Source organism: Salipiger sp. 1_MG-2023 (assembly GCF_030547555.1).
GTDB lineage: Bacteria > Pseudomonadota > Alphaproteobacteria > Rhodobacterales > Rhodobacteraceae > Salipiger.
This window is the reverse complement of sequence record NZ_JAUOQN010000039.1, coordinates 25,252-46,141: the sequence shown is the minus strand read 5'-3', so window position 1 is coordinate 46,141 and position 20,890 is coordinate 25,252. Positions and strand designations below refer to the sequence as shown.

At 64.4% G+C, this 20,890-nt stretch carries 18 protein-coding genes; 14 read left to right on the top strand and 4 right to left on the bottom strand.

What is annotated here, in order from left to right; genetic code table 11:
* Positions 1 to 627 precede the first annotated feature (627 nt).
* The 9 genes from Q4543_RS16875 (at position 628) to murD (ending at position 11,138) form a co-directional block, all read left to right on the top strand.
* Complete coding sequence (locus Q4543_RS16875) at positions 628 to 840, top strand: hypothetical protein (protein ID WP_303440146.1); 213 nt, start codon at positions 628 to 630, stop codon at positions 838 to 840.
* A gap of 472 nt (positions 841 to 1,312) precedes the next feature.
* Positions 1,313 to 1,819 (top strand): division/cell wall cluster transcriptional repressor MraZ, encoded by a 507-nt coding sequence (locus tag Q4543_RS16870; RefSeq protein ID WP_216005775.1) that lies wholly within the window; start codon positions 1,313 to 1,315, stop codon positions 1,817 to 1,819.
* Positions 1,816 to 2,787: a 16S rRNA (cytosine(1402)-N(4))-methyltransferase RsmH gene (rsmH, locus tag Q4543_RS16865; protein WP_303440143.1), complete on the top strand. Its 972-nt coding sequence runs from the start codon at positions 1,816 to 1,818 to the stop codon at positions 2,785 to 2,787. Before Q4543_RS16870 ends, rsmH begins: the two co-directional genes overlap by 4 nt.
* Positions 2,787 to 3,131, top strand: coding sequence for a cell division protein FtsL (locus Q4543_RS16860; RefSeq protein ID WP_216005777.1), 345 nt, complete (start codon positions 2,787 to 2,789; stop codon positions 3,129 to 3,131). The genes rsmH and Q4543_RS16860 overlap by 1 nt, the downstream gene beginning before the upstream one ends.
* Positions 3,128 to 4,915, top strand: coding sequence for a penicillin-binding protein 2 (locus Q4543_RS16855; RefSeq protein WP_303440139.1), 1,788 nt, complete (start codon positions 3,128 to 3,130; stop codon positions 4,913 to 4,915). Before Q4543_RS16860 ends, Q4543_RS16855 begins: the two co-directional genes overlap by 4 nt.
* 39 nt (positions 4,916 to 4,954) lie before the next feature.
* On the top strand, positions 4,955 to 6,436 hold the full coding sequence (locus Q4543_RS16850) for a UDP-N-acetylmuramoyl-L-alanyl-D-glutamate--2,6-diaminopimelate ligase (RefSeq protein ID WP_303440136.1): 1,482 nt from the start codon (positions 4,955 to 4,957) through the stop codon (positions 6,434 to 6,436).
* Positions 6,433 to 7,866, top strand: coding sequence for a UDP-N-acetylmuramoyl-tripeptide--D-alanyl-D-alanine ligase (murF, locus tag Q4543_RS16845; RefSeq protein WP_303440134.1), 1,434 nt, complete (start codon positions 6,433 to 6,435; stop codon positions 7,864 to 7,866). The genes Q4543_RS16850 and murF overlap by 4 nt, the downstream gene beginning before the upstream one ends.
* A 14-nt stretch (positions 7,867 to 7,880) precedes the next feature.
* Positions 7,881 to 8,963, top strand: coding sequence for a phospho-N-acetylmuramoyl-pentapeptide-transferase (gene mraY, locus Q4543_RS16840; RefSeq protein ID WP_303440131.1), 1,083 nt, complete (start codon positions 7,881 to 7,883; stop codon positions 8,961 to 8,963).
* Positions 8,964 to 9,734: 771 nt separating this feature from the next.
* A complete protein-coding gene (gene murD, locus Q4543_RS16835) occupies positions 9,735 to 11,138 on the top strand; it encodes a UDP-N-acetylmuramoyl-L-alanine--D-glutamate ligase (RefSeq protein WP_303440128.1) in 1,404 nt (467 codons plus the stop codon).
* On the opposite strand, the gene Q4543_RS16830 is transcribed toward murD, so the two are convergent.
* A complete protein-coding gene (locus tag Q4543_RS16830; protein ID WP_303440125.1) occupies positions 11,135 to 12,283 on the bottom strand; it encodes a Xaa-Pro peptidase family protein in 1,149 nt (382 codons plus the stop codon). The two genes, murD and Q4543_RS16830, sit on opposite strands and share 4 nt — an antisense overlap.
* A 162-nt stretch (positions 12,284 to 12,445) precedes the next feature.
* On the opposite strand from Q4543_RS16830, the gene alaS reads away from it, so the two are divergent.
* The 3 genes from alaS to Q4543_RS16815 are packed head-to-tail and all read left to right on the top strand — an operon-like array spanning position 12,446 to position 15,687.
* A complete protein-coding gene (gene alaS / locus Q4543_RS16825; RefSeq protein WP_303440122.1) occupies positions 12,446 to 15,115 on the top strand; it encodes an alanine--tRNA ligase in 2,670 nt (889 codons plus the stop codon).
* Entirely contained in the window at positions 15,112 to 15,396 is a 285-nt protein-coding gene (locus tag Q4543_RS16820; RefSeq protein WP_303440119.1) for a DUF1330 domain-containing protein, read from the top strand. The genes alaS and Q4543_RS16820 overlap by 4 nt, the downstream gene beginning before the upstream one ends.
* A gap of 3 nt (positions 15,397 to 15,399) precedes the next feature.
* On the top strand, positions 15,400 to 15,687 hold the full coding sequence (locus Q4543_RS16815) for a DUF1330 domain-containing protein (protein WP_216005786.1): 288 nt from the start codon (positions 15,400 to 15,402) through the stop codon (positions 15,685 to 15,687).
* On the opposite strand, the gene Q4543_RS16810 is transcribed toward Q4543_RS16815, so the two are convergent.
* The 3 genes from Q4543_RS16810 to rimO all read right to left on the bottom strand — a co-directional run bounded on the left by Q4543_RS16810 (position 15,688) and on the right by rimO (position 19,339).
* Positions 15,688 to 16,932 carry a lytic murein transglycosylase gene (locus Q4543_RS16810; protein WP_303440116.1) on the bottom strand — a complete coding sequence of 415 codons (1,245 nt, stop codon included), beginning with the start codon at positions 16,930 to 16,932 and terminating at the stop codon, positions 15,688 to 15,690.
* Between the two features lie 69 nt (positions 16,933 to 17,001).
* Entirely contained in the window at positions 17,002 to 17,583 is a 582-nt protein-coding gene (locus tag Q4543_RS16805) for a thymidine kinase (protein WP_303440113.1), read from the bottom strand.
* Between the two features lie 376 nt (positions 17,584 to 17,959).
* Positions 17,960 to 19,339, bottom strand: coding sequence for a 30S ribosomal protein S12 methylthiotransferase RimO (rimO, locus tag Q4543_RS16800; RefSeq protein WP_216005789.1), 1,380 nt, complete (start codon positions 19,337 to 19,339; stop codon positions 17,960 to 17,962).
* A 284-nt stretch (positions 19,340 to 19,623) separates the two neighbouring features.
* Between rimO and Q4543_RS16795 the strand changes: the two genes are divergently transcribed.
* Positions 19,624 to 20,250 carry a L,D-transpeptidase gene (locus Q4543_RS16795; protein WP_303440109.1) on the top strand — a complete coding sequence of 209 codons (627 nt, stop codon included), beginning with the start codon at positions 19,624 to 19,626 and terminating at the stop codon, positions 20,248 to 20,250.
* The gene (locus Q4543_RS16790) at positions 20,247 to 20,849 is read left to right on the top strand and encodes a DsbA family protein (RefSeq protein WP_303440106.1); all 603 of its coding nucleotides are present in this window, start codon (positions 20,247 to 20,249) and stop codon (positions 20,847 to 20,849) included. The genes Q4543_RS16795 and Q4543_RS16790 overlap by 4 nt, the downstream gene beginning before the upstream one ends.
* The last annotated feature ends 41 nt before the right edge of the window (positions 20,850 to 20,890 follow it).

Genomic DNA, 20,890 nt, shown 5'->3' with positions numbered 1-20,890 from the left:
GCAGCGCGACTGACAAGCTCGGCCCGCCGGTGAGCGCGAGGCCCGTCGTGAGCTACACCATCAGTTGGGACATCATCTCTCGGTCCGACTTATTGTCAGCATGACATAGCGACTTCCGAGGATTGTCTACGAAGCGCTCTTTGGTTCAATGAACCTTGTTGAGCAGAGAACGCCGGAAAAACCCGGCTGAGATGTCTGATAAGAAGCGCCTTATTGAATTGAAAACAGTGGCTTGAGGGGGTTCCGCTTCGTTCACATCGAAGATGTCAGGGGTTCAAATCCCTTATCACCCACCATTTCCCCTCTTTTGGTTAGGCTGCAGGTCAGGCGTGCCTCTCACGTGACCGGGTTGCTGCGTTCAAAGCGCGGGGCATTGCCGGGCGCTTCGGTGGGCTTTTGCATCACGCCCGCCAGCGGGGTGCCTGCTTCAGGCCTGTGACGAAGTCTGATCCGCGGTAGGTTGAACCGTTCAGGACGATTGCTCTCGCGCAGGCTGATCTGTGCTGGCGGGCTGCGGCAGGGGCGGTGCTGCGAAAACGCTTGGCACGTGGCGGCGACGGGTGTTCAGCCCTACAGGTCTGGCTTTGGGTATGGTTTGGGAATTCATGGTACCGGCCTTGGGAAATCATGGGAAACGACCTGCAAGTTGATGCGGTGCTGTGGGAAACAGCCAGTCGGAGCATTGCCCTGAGGGCCGGGCAGGGACGGCAGGCGCCCGATTCCATGGTGTTTCCCGTCGTATCGATAAGATTCGACGTGTCTTCCACGGCGATACCCGACAAACGGCAGGAGAATCTCGACCGTTTCGGGGCATTCCAGAACGCGATCAAAAGCAAATGATTTTTTGGGAAAATTTCTCAATCGTGGCGGGCTCACGACAGCGTGACTATATCTAGTGATCGGTGCGGGGCGAGTTACCAGATATCCTGCCCAAAAAGTCAACAAAACGTCAATATGTAGTTTTCTACAAGGCCCATGGACAACATTCAGTAGGTCGTGCCGAAAAAACCCATTGCTTCCCATAAAATCCCATGACATACCTTTAACCACGATGAGGGGCGGCACAGAGGGTTAAAAAAACCCCGTAACATCCCAGAATAAATAAAAAAATTGAGCAGGTTCATACAGGCAACCGGCCTTCATCGTAACATAGCGCATCCGGCGCGCGAGCGAGCAGACATCCCCCCAGGTGGCGCGCGCAGTCGGACTAACCCGCACGGCGGGTCAAGGCGGCGGGTTGATCGGTGGCAGCAGATCAACCCGCCGTATTTCGTTTCAAGGATCCGTAATCAAAGGGGCGTGAGTAGGGACAGTGAGCCGCAGGCTGAGGTTCAGAGGCGAAAGTCGGCACAAGGTCGACGCCAAGGGGCGGGTGTCTATTCCGGCCTCGTTTCGCCGCGTCCTCGAAGCCTGCGATCCTGATTGGGTCGAAGGGCTTAATCCCAATTTCGTCATGGTTTACGGCAACGAGGCCAATCCATATATCGAATGTTTCACGATTCAGGAAATCGAACGAATCGAGGACCAGATCGAGGAAATGGAATATGGCGACGCGCGCGATCAGCTCGAAGAAATCTATTCCGCCAAATCCATTCAGGCAACGGTCGATGACACCGGTCGCATCGTGATCCCCGCAAAGCTGCGCGACCAGTTCGGTATCGGGGCTGAGGCGGCGATGATCGCCTCGCTCAACACCTTCCGGATCTGGGATGCTGAACTATACGACAGCGACAAGCAGGGCCGCGCCGCCGAGCGCACGGTTGAACTTCCGAAGAACCCGCTAACGCTGCTGCCCAGAAAGAAGGCCGACGTGGAATGACCAAAGCCCCGCATGTTCCTGTCCTGCTGCGCCCGTTGCTGGCGGCGGTGGCGCCGCTTTCGGGCATCTGGATCGATGGCACCTTCGGGGCGGGGGGCTATACGCGTGGCCTGCTTGACGCTGGCGCGGACAAGGTCATCGGCATCGACCGCGATCCGCTGGCCCATCGCATGGCCAGCGAGTGGATCGGGCAGTACGAAGGTCGCCTTGTCCTGCACGAGGGCAATTTTGCGCAGATGGACGAGGTGGCGCAGAACGTCGATGGCGTGGTGCTCGACCTCGGGGTCAGCTCGATGCAGCTCGATCTGGCCGAGCGCGGCTTTTCCTTTCAAAAGGACGGCCCGCTCGACATGCGGATGGAGCAATCGGGCACCAGCGCCGCCGATCTGGTGAAATCGCTCGACGAGACGACGCTGGCGGATGTTCTTTATACATACGGTGAGGAGCGCGCCTCGCGCCGCATCGCCAAGGCCATCGTCCGGGCGCGCAACGAAGAGCCGATCGTCACCACGGCGCGGCTCAGCTCCATCGTCGAGGCCTGCCTGCCACGCCCCAAGCCCGGCCAGAGCCACCCTGCGACTCGCAGCTTTCAGGCGCTGCGCATTGCGGTGAACGATGAATACGGCGCGCTGTGGCGCGGGCTGATGGCGGCGGAGCGGGCGCTCAAGCCCGGCGGCTGGCTTTGCGTTGTCACCTTCCATTCGGTCGAGGATCGCATGGTCAAGCGGTTCTTCCAGTCGCGCTCGGGGCGGATGGGGGCGGTCAGCCGCCACGCGCCCTTGCAGGAGACCGAGGCGCCGCAATTCACCACCGTGACGCGCAAGGCCATCGGCGCGGATGACGAAGAACTGGCGGCGAATCCGCGCTCGCGCTCTGCCTTGTTGCGCATCGGACGCCGCACTGACGCCGCCTCTGGTCCGATCGAGGCCAACACGCTCAACATGCCTCAGCTGAAGGGGAACCGCTGATGCGAACGTTGCTGTATGTCACGACGTTCCTTGGCCTGATCGGCCTTGCCTTCTGGGCCTACCGCGAAAATTACGACACGCAGGCGGCGCTTGATACGGTCGAGGATCTGCAACGCGATATCGGCGATGCGCGGGCGCGGCTGGCGATCCTCAAGGCGGAATGGGCCTATCTGAACCGCCCCGACCGGCTGCGCGAGCTGGCCTTGCTGAACTTTCCCAAGCTTGAGCTGCTGCCGATGCGTGCCGAGCAGTTCGGCCGGGTCGATCAGGTGTCCTACCCGATGTTCGACCCGCTTGTGGTGAGCGAGCCGGTGGACGTGACCAGCGCGGGGGCCATCGAATGACCCGCACCCCGCTGCGCCCGCTTGCCCGCATCCTGCACGCCCGCGAAAAGGGCGAAAACCCCGACGCCATCGAACGCGAAAACATCCGCATCCGCCATGAGCAGATGCGCGACCGCTCGCGGGTGCGCGCCGAGGGGCGCCTTGCGATGCTGGGGGTGATGTTCCTGTGCGCCTTTGTCACCATCGGCGCGCGCATGGGGCTGTTGTCGGCGACCGAGCCGACCGAGCCGCGCGCCTATGCGCCCGGTGCGTCGATCCTTGCCAGCCGCGCCGACATCGTCGACCGCGAGGGGCGCATTCTTGCCACCAACATGGAAACCCATTCGCTGTATGCCCATCCTCAGCAGATGGTCGACCCGGAGCGCGCGGCCCGTGAACTGGCAAAGATCTTTCCCGATCTCGATGGGGCGGCGCTGGAGCGGCGCTTCAAGGATCCGAAATCGAAATTCCGCTGGGTGAAGAAAAAGATCAGCCCCGAACAGATGCAGGCGGTGCATGATATCGGCGAGCCGGGCCTGCTGTTTGGCCCGCGCGAGATGCGGCTGTATCCCAACGGCGCGCTGGCCGCGCATGTGCTGGGCGGCGCCAGCTTCGGGCGCGAAGGCGTGCATGCCGCCGAGGTCATCGGCACCGCGGGCATCGAGAAATACTTCGACGCGCAGCTGCGCGACCCGGCGCGCGGCGGTGCCCCGCTAGAGCTGTCGCTGGATCTTGGCATCCAGTCGGCGGTCGAGGGCGTGCTGGACAGCGGCATGAAGCTGATGAATGCCAAGGGCGCGGCGGCGGTGCTGATGAACGTGCACACGGGCGAGGTCATCGCCATTGCCTCGCTGCCCGATTTCGACCCGAACGACCGGCCCAACCCGCCGACCAAGGGCGCGCCCGCCGACAGCCCGCTGTTCAACCGGGCGGTGCAGGGGGTGTATGAGCTGGGCTCGACCTTCAAGATCTTCGCTGCTGCGCAGGCAATGGAGCTGGGGCTGGTGACGCCGCAGACCATCATCGACACCCGCCCGCCGTTCCGGGTCGGGGGCTTTGCCATCGGCGAATTCGAAGGTCACAACTACGGCCAGATCCCCGTCGAAAAGATCATCATCGAAAGCTCGAACCGTGGCACCGGCAAGCTGGCGCTGGCCATCGGGCCGGAACGCCAGCAGCAGTTCCTGAAATCGCTCGGCTTCTTCGAGCCGGTGAAGTTCGAGATGGTCGAGGCCCCCGGCGGCCAGCCGCTGCTGCCCAAGCGCTGGGGCGAGCTGTCGACGGTCACCATTTCCTACGGCCACGGGCTGTCTTCCTCGCCGCTGCACCTTGCGGCGGGCTATGCGGCGATCGCCAACGGCGGCTATGCGGTGCAGCCGACGCTTCTCAAGCAGCAGGGGCCGCGGCACGGAGAAAAGGTGATGTCGCCGGGCGTGGCGCTTGAAGCGCGGCGGATGCTGCGCAAGGTGGTCAGCGAGGGCACCGCCAGCTTTGGCGACGTGCCGGGCTATAGCGTCGCCGGCAAGACCGGCACGGCAGACAAGCCAAAGGAAAACGGCGGCGGTTATTACAAGGACAAGACCATCACCACCTTTGCGTCGATGTTCCCGTCCGAATCGCCGGAATATGTGCTGATCGTCACGTTGGACGAGCCGGTCGAGACCTCTGGCGACAAACCGCGCCGCACGGCAGGCTGGACATCGGTGCCGATCGGAGCCGAGATCATCGGACGAGTCGCGCCTCTTCTGGGGTTGCGTCCGGAATACGATACGGGCGAAATGCAGGCAACGCTGGTGCGCAACTAGGCTGCATCGCTGCGGATTTGTCAGGGTGAAGGGGCTGCCATGGGCGAGGAAAAGACACTCTCGGACCTTGGGCTGACGGCTCGGGGCGGGCGCGAGGCGCGCATCAGCGGCATCACGCTGGACAGCCGGGCGGTGATGCCCGGTCACCTGTTCGCGGCGATGCCGGGCACCCGGGTGCATGGGGCGACTTTCGTGAACACCGCGCTGTCACAGGGGGCGGTTGCCATCCTGACCGATGCCGAGGGCGCGAAAATTGCGCAAGAGGCGCTGCGCGGTAGCGAGGCCGCCCTGATCATCGCTGCCGAGCCAAAGGCGGCGCTGGCCTATGCCTGCGCGCTGTTCTTTGGCGCCCAGCCGCAGGTCATGGTCGCGGTGACCGGTACCAATGGCAAGACCTCGGTCGCCAGCTTCGTGCGGCGCATCTGGCAGGAACTGGGCTTTCGCGCCGTCAATGTCGGCACCACCGGCGTTGAAGGCGACTGGGAGGCTCCGCTGCGCCACACCACCCCGGACCCGGTGACGCTGCACAAGGCGCTGGCCGAGGCGGCGGCTGCGGGCGTCGATCACGCCGCCATGGAGGCATCGTCGCACGGGCTCGACCAGCGCCGGCTTGACGGTGTGCAGCTTCTGGCGGCGGGCTTTACCAATTTCAGCCAGGATCATCTGGATTACCACGCGGATTTCGAAGAGTACTTCGCCGCCAAGGCCGGGCTGTTCGCCCGCGTGCTGCCCGAAGACGGCATTGCGGTGATCAATATCGACGACGCGCGTGGCATCGATATGCTCGCCATCGCCAAGGCGCGCGGGCAAGAGGTCATCACCGTGGGCGAAAGCGAAGGCGCGGATTTGCGGCTTCTGGGGCAGCGCTTTGATGCCACCGGGCAAGAAATGCGCCTGTCGTGGCACGGGGTGGTCGAACAATTCCGCCTGCCTCTGATCGGCGATTTTCAGGGCTGGAACGCGCTTCTGGCGGCGGGGCTGGTCATCGCTTGCGGCACCGAGGCCGAAGACGTGTTCCGCACCTTGCCGCGCCTTGAAACGGTACGCGGGCGGATGCAGCTGGCCGCGACGCGCGGCAGTGGTGCGGCGGTCTATGTCGATTTCGCGCATACCCCTGACGCCGTGGCAATCGCGCTCGAGGCGCTGCGCCCGCATGTCATGGGCCGTCTGATCGCCGTGATCGGCGCGGGCGGAGACCGTGATCCGGGCAAGCGCCCGCTGATGGGCGCAGCGGCGATGGAGCACGCCGACCTGGTCATCGTCACCGATGACAACCCGCGCAGCGAAGAGCCTGCCGCGATCCGCGCGCAGGTGCTGGAGGGGGCCCCCGGCGCGCTGGAAATCGGCGATCGGGCCGAGGCGATCCTGCGCGGCGTCGATATGCTCGGGCCGGGCGATGCGCTGCTGCTCTGCGGCAAGGGGCACGAAACCGGGCAGATCGTCGGCGACACGGTGTACCCCTTCGATGACGTAGAACAGGCCAGCCTTGCGGTGGCGGCGCTGGACGGGAGGGGCCTGTGACGCTCTGGACATCGAACGAGGCCGCCGCCGCGACCGGCGGCAAGGTGTTTTCCGACTGGCAAGTGTCGGGTGTGTCGATTGACACCAGAACCATCGAGCCCGGTGACCTGTTCGTGGCGCTCAAGGCGGCCCGCGACGGGCATGATTTCGTGGCGCAGGCGCTGGCGAATGGCGCGGCGGCCGCTCTGGTCAGCCGCATTCCCGAGGGCGTCGATCCAGAGCGGCTGCTGCTGGTCGATGATGTTCAGTCCGGGCTTGAATCTCTGGGCCGCGCGGGCCGCGCCCGCACTCGCGCCAGAGTGGTCGGGGTCACCGGATCGGTGGGTAAGACCTCGTCAAAGGAAATGCTGCGTAAGGTGCTTGGCGCGCAGGGCAGCGTGCACGCCGCCGAGAAAAGCTACAACAACCACTGGGGCGTGCCCCTGACGCTGGCGCGGATGCCCGCCGACGTCGATTTCGCCGTGATCGAGATCGGCATGAACCACCCCGGCGAGATCGGACCGCTGTCGCGCATGGCGCGCCCGCATGTGGCGATGATCACCATCGTGGCGCCAGCGCATCTTGCGGCCTTCGACGGGCTAGAGGGCATTGCCCGCGAAAAGGCGGCGATCTTCGACGGTCTGGAACCGGGCGGCATTGCGGTGGTGAATGGCGATCTGTCGGTGACGCCGATCCTGCTCGACGCGGCCCGCGCCCATGCCGCCCGCATCATCACCTTTGGCGAGACGCCGGGCAATCATCACCGCGTCGACGACGTGACGATCTGCGACACCACCACCGTGGTGCAGGCCCGCGCGTGGCGCACGCCGATGCTCTACAAGGTCTCGGTGCCGGGGCGGCATTACGCGGTCAACGGGCTGGGTGTGCTGGCGGTGGCGCATGCGCTTGGCTGCGACCGGGCGCTGGCGGTTGCGGCGCTGGGGCAATGGTATCCGGGCGAAGGGCGCGGGCTGCGCGAAGAGCTGTTCCTCGATGCGGTGGAAACCCAGAATGCGCTGGAACTGATCGACGATGCCTACAATGCCAACCCCGCCTCGCTGAGCGCCTCTCTTGAGGTGCTGGCGGGGGCGCATCCCCGCAATGACGTCGGGCGGCACAAGCGGGGGCGGCGGATCGCCTATATCGGCGATATGAAAGAACTGGGCGAGGCCGAGATCGCCCTGCACACGGCGCTCGCCGATCTGCCCGCAATGCGGCAGATCGATGTCGTGCATTGCGTTGGTCCGCTGATGCACGAACTCTGGCGGGCTTTGCCCGAAGAAAAGCAGGGCCGCTGGACCGAGGATAGCGCCAAGATGGCGGAACGTGTCCGTCAGGATCTGGATGCAGGCGATGTCGTGCTCGTGAAAGGCTCGCTGTCGATGCAGCTGGCACGGGTGGTTGACGCTATCCGGCGGATGGGCGTATCCCCCGCGGGCGGCAACGGCTGATAAGGGACGCAGCGATGCTTTACTGGCTCACCGAACTCAGCGACGGGGGGGATGTTTTCAACCTCTTCCGCTACATCACCTTTCGCGCGGGCGGGGCATTCCTGACCGCGCTGATGTTCGGGTTCATCTTCGGAATTCCTCTGATCAACGTGCTGCGCAAGCGGCAGGGCAAGGGGCAGCCGATCCGCTCGGACGGCCCCGAGGGGCATTTCGTCAAGGCGGGCACTCCCACCATGGGCGGTCTGCTGATCGTCGGTGCGCTGCTGACCTCGACATTGCTCTGGGCGCGGCTCGACAACCCGTTCGTGTGGATGGTGCTGTTCGTGACCGTGAGTTACGCCGCCATCGGCTTTGCCGATGATTACGCCAAGGTATCCAAGCAGAACACCGACGGCGTATCGGGTAAGGTGCGGCTTTTGCTGGGATTTCTCATTGCCGCAATCGCCGGGGCATGGGCTGCCTGGTTCCACCCCGATGACCTGACAGGGATGCTCGCCTTCCCGATTTTCAAAGACGCGCTGTTCAATCTCGGCATTTTCTTCGTGCCGTTCTCGATGATCGTCATCGTCGGCGCGGCCAATGCGGTCAACCTGACCGACGGGCTCGACGGGCTGGCAATCATGCCGGTGATGATCGCGGGCGGCACGCTTGGCATCATTGCCTATGCCGTGGGCCGCGTCGATTTCACCGAATATCTCGAGGTGCATTACGTTCCCGGAACCGGTGAGATCCTGATCTTTTCCGCCGCGCTCATCGGCGGCGGGCTGGGCTTCCTGTGGTACAACGCTCCGCCTGCCGCGGTGTTCATGGGTGATACCGGCAGCCTCGCCCTTGGCGGCGCGCTTGGCGCCATCGCCGTCGCCACCAAGCACGAAATCGTACTGGCCATTGTCGGCGGCCTCTTCGTGGTCGAGGCCCTGTCGGTGATCATTCAGGTGCTTTACTTCAAACGCACCGGCAAGCGGGTGTTCCTGATGGCACCGATCCATCATCACTACGAGAAAAAGGGCTGGGCCGAACCGCAGATCGTCATCCGCTTCTGGATCATCTCGCTGATCCTTGCGCTGATCGGTCTCGCGACGCTGAAACTGCGTTAAGACGAAGAGGAACCTCGAAAGCCCGATCCAGTCCTTGGGGTTCCGGGGCCTGAGCCGGGCGCGAGGCTCGGCGGGCGACCCCAGCCTTTCTCTCCGGCATGATGCCACACAGGCACTTGTGCCACTTCTAGGCTGGCATTCCAAAGGCTAGCTTCGGCTGGGAGATCTGGGCAGATCCATGGGGCTTCTCCGATCGCCATATTGCGTCCTATCCATGCCCGCGCAGGCTGTCAGAATTCCTTCACAGACCTTGTTACGGCACAGCCTCGATCAAAATTTGGCATTGGCCATGGCTGGAGGATGCTGTTTCGCGGGACAGGATCGCGCGGTGCGTCGCTGTTCGGCAGTGCGAAACTCTCATGGCGCCGCCGGTGGTGCATAGCCTCCCCGCACCGGGGGCACTGGCGCAGCGATGAGCGCATCCTTTGGCCAACATCCGCGTCCATCTTCCTTGGTGTTACCCTCATATGCCTCGGTGCTGGCAACGCGGCCGTCTGCCCGCTGATGTGCAAGCGCAGAAAACCGCGCAGCTGATCAAAGGCGGCGCCTGGCCTCCATGTCCGGCCTGCCTCCGGCGGGGATATTTAGGGCCAGAAGAAGTCAAAGTGCCGCGCCCCGGTTTCTTCTGGCCTGAAATATCCCGGGGGGCCCGCAGGGCGGGGGCAGCGCCCCCTCCGGTCTCTCAGATCTAGAAGGCCGGGGGCGCAGGCGCGCTCTGGCATCCGGCGCTGCGCTGCGCTAGCCCTGATGCACAAGATCAGGAGAAAGCGCATGATTCCGGTACGTGGGTTCGAAGGCAGGGTGGTCGCGGTGCTTGGTCTGGGGCGGTCCGGCCTTTCGGCGGCACGCAGTTTGCGCGAAGGCGGCGCGATTCCGTTGTGCTGGGATGACAACCCGGCCGCGCGCCAGGTGGCGATTGACGAGGGTTTCGAGACTCGTGAGCTTGTGAAACAGGGTGGCTTTGACGGGGTCGACTGGCTGGTTGTTTCTCCCGGTATTGCGCATCTCTATCCTGCGCCCAACCCGGTGATCGCCGCCGCCTGGGAGGCGGGGGTGCCGGTCGACAACGACATCGGCCTGTTCTTCCGCTCGCTCGGCGGGGGCGAGTGGGACGAGTATGACCAGCCGCCCAAGGTTATCACCGTCACCGGCTCCAACGGCAAGTCGACCACTTCGGCGCTGATCCATCACATCCTGACCGTGGCGGGGCGGGAAAGCCAGCTGGCGGGCAACATCGGGCGCGGTGTTCTGGACATCGACCCGCCCGAGGATGGCGGGGTAGTGGTGCTCGAGCTGTCGTCTTACCAGACCGATCTGGCGCGGGCGCTGACCCCGGATGTCGCGGTCTTTACCAACCTGTCGCCGGATCACCTTGACCGACACGGTGGTATGGGTGGCTATTTCGCCGCCAAGCGTCGGCTTTTTGCCGAGGGCGGCCCCGATCGCTGCATCATTGGTGTAGATGAACCCGAAGGCCGTTACCTCGCCAACCAGCTGATGGAGACCGCTGCAGATGCGCGCGTCATCCGGATTTCTTCTGGCAGCAAACTCAGCGGACCGGGTTGGGATGTGTTTGCCCGCAAGGGGTTTCTCAGCGAGACCCGCAAGGGGCGGCAGGTGGCCTCGATCGACCTGCGCGAGGTGCGCGGCTTGCCCGGCGCGCACAATCACCAGAACGCCTGCGCCGCCTATGCGGCTGCCCGCGCGCTCAACGTGCCGCCAAAGACCATCGAAAGCGCCCTTCACAGCTTTGAAGGCTTGCCGCACCGCAGCCAGATCATCGCTGAAGTGGCGGGGGTGCGTTATGTCAACGACAGCAAGGCGACCAATGTCGATGCAGCGCTCAAGGCGCTTCAGGCCTTTCCGCGCATTCGCTGGGTCTGCGGCGGGCTGATGAAGGACGGTGGGCTGAGCGGTCTCGCGCCGGGGCTGCCCAACGTGGTCAAGGCCTATGTCATCGGGCGCGAGGCGGCGAGCTTTGCGCTGGGGCTGCCGGGGTGCGACACCGAGGTCTGCACCGACATGCAGACCGCCGTGGCCCGCGCCAGCGCTGATGCGCAGGAGGGCGAGGTGGTTCTGTTGGCGCCGGCGGCGGCGAGTTTCGACCAGTACGACAATTTCGAACAGCGCGGCGATGACTTCGCCGCAAAGGTTCGCACGGCGCTGGGGCTTTAGACCACCGGGATCTGACGCGGGGCGAGCGGCGAGAGCCAGCGCGCTCCGTCCTCGGTGATCACCATGTTTTCCTCATGCACCATCAGCCGGTCATGCGCCAGCGGCAGGCAAGGCTCGACCGTCAGCACCATGCCCGGGCGCAGCAGCGTCCGGTCGTCGGGGATCAGCGAGGGCGGCTCGGTCAGGCGCATGCCAAGACCATGACCCAGCCGCCCGGTCACCGGGCCATGGGCGCGGGGGGCGAGCACCGCCAGCATCGCCGCGTGCAGATCTGCGACGGGGATCCCCGGCCGGGCGATGTCGAATGCTGCCATCGCTGCGTCATGCAACACCTCATGCGCTTCGGAGACATCGACCGCCGCCGGCCCGACCGACCAGTTGCGATTGAAATCGCAGTAATAGCCTTCATGCACTGCCCCGGTGTCGAGCATCAGGATATCGCCCGGCACCAGCGGCGTGGGAGCGGCGGGCGAGATCACGTCATTGTAGCCACCCTGCGCCGCGCCGCCCGCAACGTAGCCGACCCAATCCGCACCCTCGTCGAGCAGCAAGCCTTGAAAGCGCCGGAAGATATCGCAAAGTGGCGTGCCCTGCGCCGCGATCTGCGGCACGCGGGCAAAGGCGCGCCCGGCGATGGCGCAGGCGGTCTCGATCCGGGCGATCTCGGCGGGGGATTTCACCATCTGCTGATCGCGGATGATCTCGGCCACATCGACGAAAGGCCGATCCAGCAGGCGGCGCAGCAGATCCCACGACATCAGCGACATGCGCAGCGTCGTCTCGCGCCCCATCGGCACGCCGATACGCTCTCCGGGCCGCGTCACCTCGCGCAGTGTCTCGGCCAGCAGCGTCAGCCCGTCATCGGCGTAATCGGGTGAGGGCCAGCTGCGGATGTCGCTGATTGGCCCGCGCGCCATCAGGGCCCGCCCGATGTCGGGGATCACCGCTATGGGTTGCCCTGCCGCCGGTATCACCAGAAACCACGGCCGCGTCGGACTTTCCCAGAACCGCGTCAGGAACCCCGAGAAATAGCGGATGTCAGGTTCTTGTGTCAGCAGCACCGCAGCCACATCGTTGCGGGTCATGGCTTGCTGAAGAACCCGCAGGCGGGTGGTGAATTCGGCAGTCGAAAACGTCAGGCTCATGGGAAATCCAGTCGGAAAACATCAGGGTCATGGGGTAATCCAGTTTGGCAATAGGGTGATCAAACCCGCCCTGCCGGGGTTTTGCAAGACGGACGATGGACAGCAGGCGGGCATGGGGCTACACCTTCCCGAACCTCAAAAGCCAGCTTGCCAAGGACGATCATGACGAGCCTGAACGACATTCGCGCCGCTTTCCTGGGCTATTTCGAAAAGCAGGGCCACCGTGTGGTTCCCTCGAGCCCGCTTGTGCCGCGCAACGATCCCACGCTGATGTTTGCCAACTCGGGCATGGTTCAGTTCAAGAATCTGTTCACCGGCGTCGAGACGCGCGATTACAAGCGCGCCACCACCGCGCAGAAATGCGTGCGGGCCGGGGGCAAGCACAACGATCTCGACAATGTGGGCTATACCGCGCGCCACCACACGTTCTTCGAGATGATGGGCAATTTCTCGTTCGGAGATTACTTCAAATCCGAGGCCATCCCCTTTGCTTGGGAGATGGTGACCAAAGAGCTGGGCATCGACGCGGGGCGCCTGCTGGTGACGGTCTATCACACCGATGACGAGGCCGCGCAGATCTGGAAAAGCGTCGGCGTGCCCGAAGACCGGATCATCCGCATCGCCACCAACGACAATTTCTGGATGATGGGGCCGACCGGGCCTTGCGGGCCGTGCACCGAGATTTTCTTCGATCACGGCGACAAGTACTGGGGCGGGCCTCCGGGATCGCCCGAGGAAGACGGTGACCGCTTCGTCGAGATCTGGAACCTTGTCTTCATGCAGAACGAACAGTTCGAAGACGGCTCGATGCGGGCGCTCGACATGCAGTCGATCGACACCGGCATGGGCATTGAACGGGTTGCGGCGCTGCTGCAGGGCACCAACGACAATTACGGGACAGACCTCATCCGCAGCCTGATCGAGGCATCGGCCGACGTCACCTCGACCGACCCCGACGGGCCGGGCAAGACCCATCACCGGGTGATCGCCGACCACCTGCGTTCGACCTCGTTCCTGATTGCCGATGGCGTGATGCCAAGCAATGACGGGCGCGGCTACGTGCTGCGCCGGATCATGCGCCGCGCCATGCGCCATGCGCATATGCTCGGCTCCAAGGATCCGGTGATGCACCGGCTGGTTCCGGCGCTGGTGCGCCAGATGGGCGCGGCCTATCCCGAATTGCACCGCGCCCAGTCGTTGATCGAAGAGACGCTGAAGCTCGAGGAAACCCGCTTCAAGCAGACGCTTGATCGCGGCCTCAAGCTGCTGGACGAAGAACTGGCGCAACTGCCCGAAGCCGCTGCGCTGCCCGGCGAGACGGCGTTCAAGCTGTATGACACCTATGGCTTTCCGCTCGACCTGACGCAGGACGCGCTGCGCGAGCGCGCGCGCAGTGTCGATACCGACGGGTTCGATGCCGCCATGGCCGAGCAAAAGGCCAAGGCCCGCGCCGCGTGGTCCGGCACGGGCGAATCCGCCGATCTGGCGATCTGGTTCGAGATCGCCGATCAGCATGGCGCGACCGATTTCCTTGGCTATGACACCGAAACCGCCGAAGGCCAGATGCTGGCGCTGATCCGGGACGGCAAGCCAGTCGAGGCGCTGGAAGCGGGCGAAATCGGCTGGATCGTGATGAACCAGACGCCGTTTTATGGCGAAAGCGGCGGTCAGGTCGGCGACACCGGCTGGCTGCGCCGGCTTGAGGATGAAAATGATCTGGCCGAGGTGACCGGCACCCAGAAAATGGGCGGCGGTAAGGTGATTGCCCATGCGGTCACCATCAAGCAGGGCCGCTTTGCCCTGAACGAGGCGGTCGCGCTCGAGGTCGATCACAACCGCCGCAGCATGATCCGCGCCAACCATTCGGCGACCCACCTGCTGCACGAGGCGCTGCGCCGCGCGCTTGGCGATCACGTCGCGCAGCGCGGCTCGCTCAACGCGCCCGATCGTCTGCGGTTCGACTTCTCGCACAGCAAGGCGCTGAGCCCTGAAGAAATCGCGCAGGTCGAAACCGAGGTGAACGCCTTCATCCGGCAGAACACCCCGGTCAGCACCCGCATCATGACCCCGGATGACGCCCGCGCCATTGGCGCGCAGGCGCTGTTCGGCGAGAAATACGGCGACGAGGTGCGGGTCGTGTCGATGGGCGAGCTGTCCGGTTCCGGCAAGGGCGCCGATGGCAAGACCTATTCGCTGGAACTGTGCGGTGGCACGCATGTGCGCCAGACCGGCGATATCGGCACCTTTGCGCTGACCTCGGAATCGGCCTCTGCCGCGGGCGTGCGCCGGATCGAGGCGCTGACCGGCGAAGCCGCCATGGCCGAGCTGCGCAGCCGCGATCACGCGCTGTCGGAGATCGAAGGCCTGCTCAAGGCGCAAGGTCAGGGCGCGGTGGCCCGCGTCGCCGCGCTTCTGGATGACAAGCGCAAGCTCGACAACGAGGTGGCGCAGCTGCGCCGCGATCTCGCCATGGCGGGCGGGCCGGGCGAGGGGCCGGAAACCCGCGACATCGGCGGCGTCAAATTCGTCGCGCAGGTGCTGTCGGGGGTGCAGGGCAAGGATCTGCCGCCGCTGATGGATGAGCACAAGGCGCGGCTTGGGTCTGGCGCGGTGCTGCTGATCGCGGATACCGGCGGCAAGGTCGCCGTTGCGGCGGGCGTGACATCCGATCTGACGGACAAGCTGTCGGCGGTGACTCTGGTCAAGGCGGCGGTCGAGGCGCTTGGCGGCAAGGGCGGCGGTGGCCGGCCCGACATGGCGCAGGGCGGGGCGAAGGACGCCGACAAGGCGGATGAGGCGATCCGGGCCGCCGAAGCGGTGATTGCCTCGTGAGCACCTACGTCATCGCCCGCATCGACGTTACCGATCCCGAGGAATACGCAACCTATGCGCGCCAGACCATGGCGCTTGCCGAGAAATTCGGCGGGCGCTTTCTGGTCAAGGGTGGGCCGCAGACCGTGGTCGAGGGCGAGGCGCCCTCGCGCCATGTGCTGCTGGAATTCCCCTCGCTTACGGCCGCGCGCACCTGGTATGACAGCGCTGAATATCAGCGCATCCTGCCCATCGCGACGCGCTCGTCGAAGCGCGATCTTGTCATCGTCGAAGGAGTCTGACCGATGCCCGCTTTGTGGATTGCCCATGTCACCGTCACCGACGAAGAGGCCTATGCCAAATATGCCGCGCTTGCCGGGCCGGCCATCGCCAAGCATGGCGGCAGCTTCATAGCCCGCGCCGCGCGCTATGTGCAGCTTGAGGGCAAGGAGCGCCCGCGCAACGTGGTCGCCAAATTCGACACGCTTGAGGCTGCCGAGGCCTGCTATCACTCGCCCGAATACCAAGAAGCGCTGAGTCATGCGCGCGGCGCGTCCGAGCGCGAGCTGCTGGTGGTCGAAACCACCGAATGACTACCGCCCGAGCGCGGCTTTCATGCCGGGTTCGGGAAAACAGGTGGCGCGCTGGCCGGTCTTTTCCTGCCAGCGCCCGATCGACCGGCGGGTCTTGAACCCGGGCAAGCCATCGGCGCCGCCAACGTCATGGCCCATCGCCTCGAGACCGCGCTGCATGGCTGCGATGTCCGAGCGATACATTTTCCCGACATCCCCCCAGCGCCCGATGAAATCGCCCATACCGTACTGGATGCGGTCCCCGACATGGCCGACGAACAGGGCGTAAAGATCGCTCATGTTGTAGTCTTTCAGTACGTAGAAATTCGGCGTGACCAGAAAGGCCGGACCATTGCGCCCGGCGGGCATCAGCAGAAAGCCAGTGCCGCGCAGCTCGGATGCCGGAAACGGCTTGGCCCCGACGCGTTGAATGCCCATCGCCGTCCAGTCGGCCACGGTGCGGCCCTGATCCGGGCCTTCCAGCGTGCACGACACCTGCGGCGGCACGATGACCTCGAACCCCCAGTCGCGGCCCGTCTGCCAGCCGTGCCGTGCAAGGTAATTGCCGATCGAGGCGATGGTGTCGGCCTCGGAGCCCCAGATGTCTTGCCGCCCGTCGCCATCGCCGTCGGCGGCATAGCGCAAAAAATTCGAGGGCATGAACTGCGGCTGCCCCAGCGCGCCGGCCCAGCTGCTTTTCATGGCGCGGGGCGCGACATGGCCCTGATTGGCGATGACCAGCGCGGCAATCAGCTCGTCGGTGAAATAGGCGGCGCGGGTCGACATGAAGCCCTTGGTGCCCAGCACCTGAAAGGCGTCATGGCGGATCGGCACCTGCCCATAGCCGCTTTCGCGCCCCCAGATCGCAAGCAGGATGCGCCCCGGCACGCCGGTGGCTCGTTCTGTCGCTGCCAGCACTGCGTGATGCCTGCGCGCCATCTGCCGACCCACTGACGTTGCGCCATCGACGCTGCCGCGGTTGAAATAGTGCGACGGTGCGCCGAATTCCGCCTGCCGCTGGCGGCGCGGCACGCTTTGCTTGCTGCCGGGCGGCACGAGATCGGGCAGATCCCAGTTGAGCGTCACGCCGCTGAACGCCGCGTCGAAAACCCGGCGCGAGACGCCGTCGCGCCGGGCCATCGGCCAGACCGTCTGCTCCAGCCAACGCTGAAAGGCCTGCTCGACGCGGCCACGGTCCTGCGCAAGTGCGGGAGAGGCGAGAAGGGCAAGGCTCAGGGTGAGGGTCAGGAACAGGCGCTGGATCATGGGGGCGATCAAAGCGCATGCGCGCGGGTTACGCCATTGTTTCGTTACGACACGGCGGCGATTGTCGCGTCAGCCTTGGTCCATCGCCTCGCGCCAATGCCTGCGGCACAGTGAGACATAGGTCTCGTTGCCGCCGATTTGGACCTGCGCGCCGTCGTGCAGCGGCTGCCCGTCGGCATTCTGGCGGATGACCATGGTCGCCTTGCGCCCGCAATGGCAGATCGTGCGTACCTCGCGCAGCGTGTCGGCCAGCGCCAGCAACACCGCCGAGCCGGGAAACAGCTTGCCGCGAAAATCCACCCGAAGGCCGTAGGCCATCACCGGGATGCGCAGATCATCCGCCACCCGCGCCAGCTGCCAGACCTGCGCTTCGGTCAGGAACTGCGCCTCATCGACAAAGATGCAGGCCAGCGGGCGCGCCTGTGTTTCGGTGTCGATGCGTGTAAAGAGGTCATCTTGGGGGGCAAAGGTCTCGGCAGGGCGGCCAAGGCCGATGCGCGAGCCGATGCGCCCTTCGCCGGCGCGGGTATCAAGCCGGGCGGTCAGCAAGAAGACCTCCATGCCGCGCTCGCCGTAGTTATGCGCCGCCTGCAGCAGCAGCGTCGACTTGCCGGCGTTCATGGTCGAGTAGTTGAAGTAGAGCTTTGCCATGACGGGCTGATTGCCGCAGCGGTGAGCGCCTTGCAAGCGATGCTACAAAAAAGAATGCTCCCGCAAAACGGGAGCATTCCTGGGCTCAAATAAACACAAACAACAATCCCGGGGTCGGCATACACCTTGCCCGGGGGAGAGCCCGGTAAAAAAGTCACACTCTCAGACGTATTCCCGTTTGGGGCTATCATCTGCTAAGCAATTCCTACGAATTTATAACATAGGTTTATTGCGATTAAGAAGGCTGTTCCGTCCAGAATTCACGGATTCACGCATAGATCACGCAAATATTCTTATATGGGTATGTGAGTATACCACATTCCCGCATAGCGTGTTCAGTAAAGCGTTTTAATGCAGAGGTACCGTCTTGGTCGGCTCAGACGAGTCGGCCCCACAGGTCGTATTCGCCTGCCTCATCCACCTCGACGCTGACGATATCGCCCGGTTTAAGCGAATCGAAATTCTCGTCGATGAACAGGTTGCCGTCGATCTCGGGGGCGTCGGCCTTGGTGCGGCAGGTGGCGGCGTCGTCTTCGACAAGATCCACGATCACCTCCATCCTTGTGCCGACCTTGGCCGCCAGCTTGGCCTCGGAGATCGCCTGAGCCTTTTCCATGAAGCGGTCCCAACGCTCTTGCTTGAGCTCTTGGGGTACATGATCGGGCAGGGCGTTGGAGCGCGCGCCGTCGACGTTCTCATACTGAAAACAGCCAACGCGATCGAGCTGCGCCTCGTCCATCCAGTCCAGCAGGGTCTGGAATTCCGATTCGGTCTCACCGGGGTAGCCGACGATGAAGGTCGAGCGCAGCACGATGTCGGGGCAATCGCGGCGCCATGCGGCGATCTCGTCGAGGGTTTTCGATGCGGCGGCAGGGCGGGCCATGCGTCTGAGAACATCCGGATGGGCGTGCTGGAACGGAATGTCGAGATAGGGCAGCACGCCGCCGCCCAGACCTGCGGATTCCGCCATCAGCGGGATCAGCTCGCGCACATGCGGGTAGGGGTAGACGTAATGCAGCCGCACCCAGGCGCCAAGGCTGCCCAGATCGCGCGCCAGCGGCAGGATCGGGGCCTTATGTTCGCGGTCCTTCCAGTCGGTACCATAGGCGCTGGTGTCCTGACTGATGACCAGGAGTTCCTTCACGCCCGCCTCGACCAGCTTTTCCGCTTCGCGCATCACCGCCCTGTGCGGGCGCGAGGCCAGCTTTCCGCGCATGTCGGGGATAATGCAGAACTTGCAGGCGTGGTTGCAACCTTCTGATATCTTGAGATAACTATAGTGCCGCGGCGTCAGGGAAACTCCCGATGCGGGCAGCAGATCGACAAAGGGGTGCGGGCTGGGCGGCACCGCGCCATGCACCGCGTCGAGCACCTGTTCATACTGGTGCGGGCCGGTCACCGCGAGCACCTTGGGATGCGCGCCAGTGATATAGTCGGGCTCGGCCCCAAGGCAGCCGGTCACGATGACCCGGCCGTTTTCGGCCAACGCTTCGCCGATGGCCTCCAGCGATTCCGCCTTGGCGGAATCGAGAAAGCCGCAGGTGTTGACGATCACCGCATCGGCCCCGGCGTAATCGGCCGAGATGCCGTAGCCCTCGGCGCGCAGCCGGGTCAGGATGCGTTCGCTGTCGACCAGCGCCTTGGGACAGCCAAGCGAGACCATGCCGATGGTCGGCTGGCCGTCGCGTTTCGTCTCGGTGATACGGGCGCGCGCGAGATCCGGGCGCAGGTCTGGGGGATTCTGCATGGCGCGCATATAAGGCAGTGCGCGCCTTCCGAAAAGCCCGAGCTTGACCTCGATCGATTGCGCACAAGTTTAAGCTTGTCTTAAGTGATCGCGAACACGCCGAATGACGAGGAGCTGACTGCCAGCTCTGCCGCCGCACGGCCCTAGAAAGAGACCCGATGATTCCAAGCCTGAAATCCCGCCTGGCCCTGCCTTTCCTCCTGCTTGCCTCCGGGCTGGTTTCGGCCTGTGCCTTCACGCCGAGTGTAGGCGTTCCATTGCTGCCTCAGGGCCTGAGCGATGAGACCCGCGCCATGTACGCCGCCACCGTCGATAACGGCATCGAGGTTCCGGCGATCGAGGATAAATACCTGTCCGAGGAAAAGGCGCGCCAGATGGTGGCGTATTATGCGCCGTACAAGGCAGGGACCATCGTGGTCGATCCGGGGGCGAAGTTCCTCTATCACCTTCAGGGCGACAATACGGCGATGCGCTATGTGATCGCGGTTGGCGCTGCCGGATACGGGTTTTCGGGCGAGGCGCGGATTCCCTTTCAGCGCGACTGGCCGTACTGGACGCCGACGCAGAACATGATCAAGCGCGACCCGGAAACCTATGGTCCGGTGCGGGCCGGGCTGGAAGGCGGTCTGGAAAACCCGCTTGGGGCGCGGGCGCTGTATCTGTTCAAGGGCGGGCGCGATACGCTCTATCGCATCCACGGCACCCCGTCGCCATGGACGGTGGGGCATGCGACGTCGTCGGGCTGCATCCGCATGTTCAATCAGGATGTGATGTATCTTGCCGATCAGGTGCCCAATGGCACCAAGGTGGTCGTGCTGACCAAGGATCAGGCCAATCGCTGGACCTCTCCGGACAACCTGACCGGCGCGCCGATCCCCGAGATCAGCGCCGAGACCAGCCCTGAGGGCAGCACCGGATGAGCCTGACACGGCGCAAGCTGCTGGTGATCGCGGGCGCGGCGGGGCTGTCTGCCGGCGCGCCTGCGCTGGCGCAGGGTCTAACCGAGGATGCCGTGCTGCGCGACCCTGATGCCCCGGTGCTGGGCAACCCGTCGGGGGACGTGACCATCGTCGAATGGTTCGACTATCAATGCCCGTTCTGCAAGCAGATGCACCCGGATCTGATGTCCTTTGTGGCTGCCGATAGTGGCATCCGACTGGTGATGAAGGATTGGCCGATCTTCGGCGCCACCTCGCAGCGGGCGGCGCAGCTGGCGTTGGGGGCGCATGACCTTGGCGCCTACCTGCCGGTGATGGAATCGCTGATGCGCACCGTCGGGCGGCTGAGCGATGGCGCCGTCGATCGCTCGGTGGGCCGCATCTTGCCGCCCAAAGACGCGCTGCGCGCCTATCGCAAGCGCCGCGCCACATGGGATGCGCTGCTAGAGCGCAACAGCTTTCAGGCGGCAGGCCTAGGGTTTCGCGGCACGCCGGGCTTCACCGTCGAGACGGTGATCTTCGACGGTGCGCTGGACAAGGCGGCGCTGCGCAAGGCGGTCGCCGGTGTGCGCGGGGGCTGAAGCTTAAGGTTGGGTTAAGGCTCGGCTGTTGTTTCGGAGAA

Excerpts from the sequence above, each read along its gene's own strand:
- Q4543_RS16855 (WP_303440139.1), top strand. The coding sequence starts at position 3,128 with ATGACCCGCACCCCGCTGCGCCCGCTTGCCCGCATCCTGCACGCCCGC.
- Q4543_RS16815 (WP_216005786.1), top strand. The coding sequence starts at position 15,400 with ATGCCCGCTTTGTGGATTGCCCATGTCACCGTCACCGACGAAGAGGCC.
- Q4543_RS16805 (WP_303440113.1), bottom strand. The coding sequence starts at position 17,583 with ATGGCAAAGCTCTACTTCAACTACTCGACCATGAACGCCGGCAAGTCG.
- alaS (WP_303440122.1), top strand. The coding sequence starts at position 12,446 with ATGACGAGCCTGAACGACATTCGCGCCGCTTTCCTGGGCTATTTCGAA.
- rimO (WP_216005789.1), bottom strand. The coding sequence starts at position 19,339 with ATGCGCGCCATGCAGAATCCCCCAGACCTGCGCCCGGATCTCGCGCGC.
- Q4543_RS16850 (WP_303440136.1), top strand. The coding sequence starts at position 4,955 with ATGGGCGAGGAAAAGACACTCTCGGACCTTGGGCTGACGGCTCGGGGC.
- Q4543_RS16790 (WP_303440106.1), top strand. The coding sequence starts at position 20,247 with ATGAGCCTGACACGGCGCAAGCTGCTGGTGATCGCGGGCGCGGCGGGG.
- rsmH (WP_303440143.1), top strand. The coding sequence starts at position 1,816 with ATGACCAAAGCCCCGCATGTTCCTGTCCTGCTGCGCCCGTTGCTGGCG.
- Q4543_RS16795 (WP_303440109.1), top strand. The coding sequence starts at position 19,624 with ATGTACGCCGCCACCGTCGATAACGGCATCGAGGTTCCGGCGATCGAG.
- murD (WP_303440128.1), top strand. The coding sequence starts at position 9,735 with ATGATTCCGGTACGTGGGTTCGAAGGCAGGGTGGTCGCGGTGCTTGGT.
- Q4543_RS16830 (WP_303440125.1), bottom strand. The coding sequence starts at position 12,283 with ATGAGCCTGACGTTTTCGACTGCCGAATTCACCACCCGCCTGCGGGTT.
- Q4543_RS16875 (WP_303440146.1), top strand. The coding sequence starts at position 628 with ATGGGAAACGACCTGCAAGTTGATGCGGTGCTGTGGGAAACAGCCAGT.
- Q4543_RS16860 (WP_216005777.1), top strand. The coding sequence starts at position 2,787 with ATGCGAACGTTGCTGTATGTCACGACGTTCCTTGGCCTGATCGGCCTT.
- Q4543_RS16810 (WP_303440116.1), bottom strand. The coding sequence starts at position 16,932 with ATGATCCAGCGCCTGTTCCTGACCCTCACCCTGAGCCTTGCCCTTCTC.
- mraY (WP_303440131.1), top strand. The coding sequence starts at position 7,881 with ATGCTTTACTGGCTCACCGAACTCAGCGACGGGGGGGATGTTTTCAAC.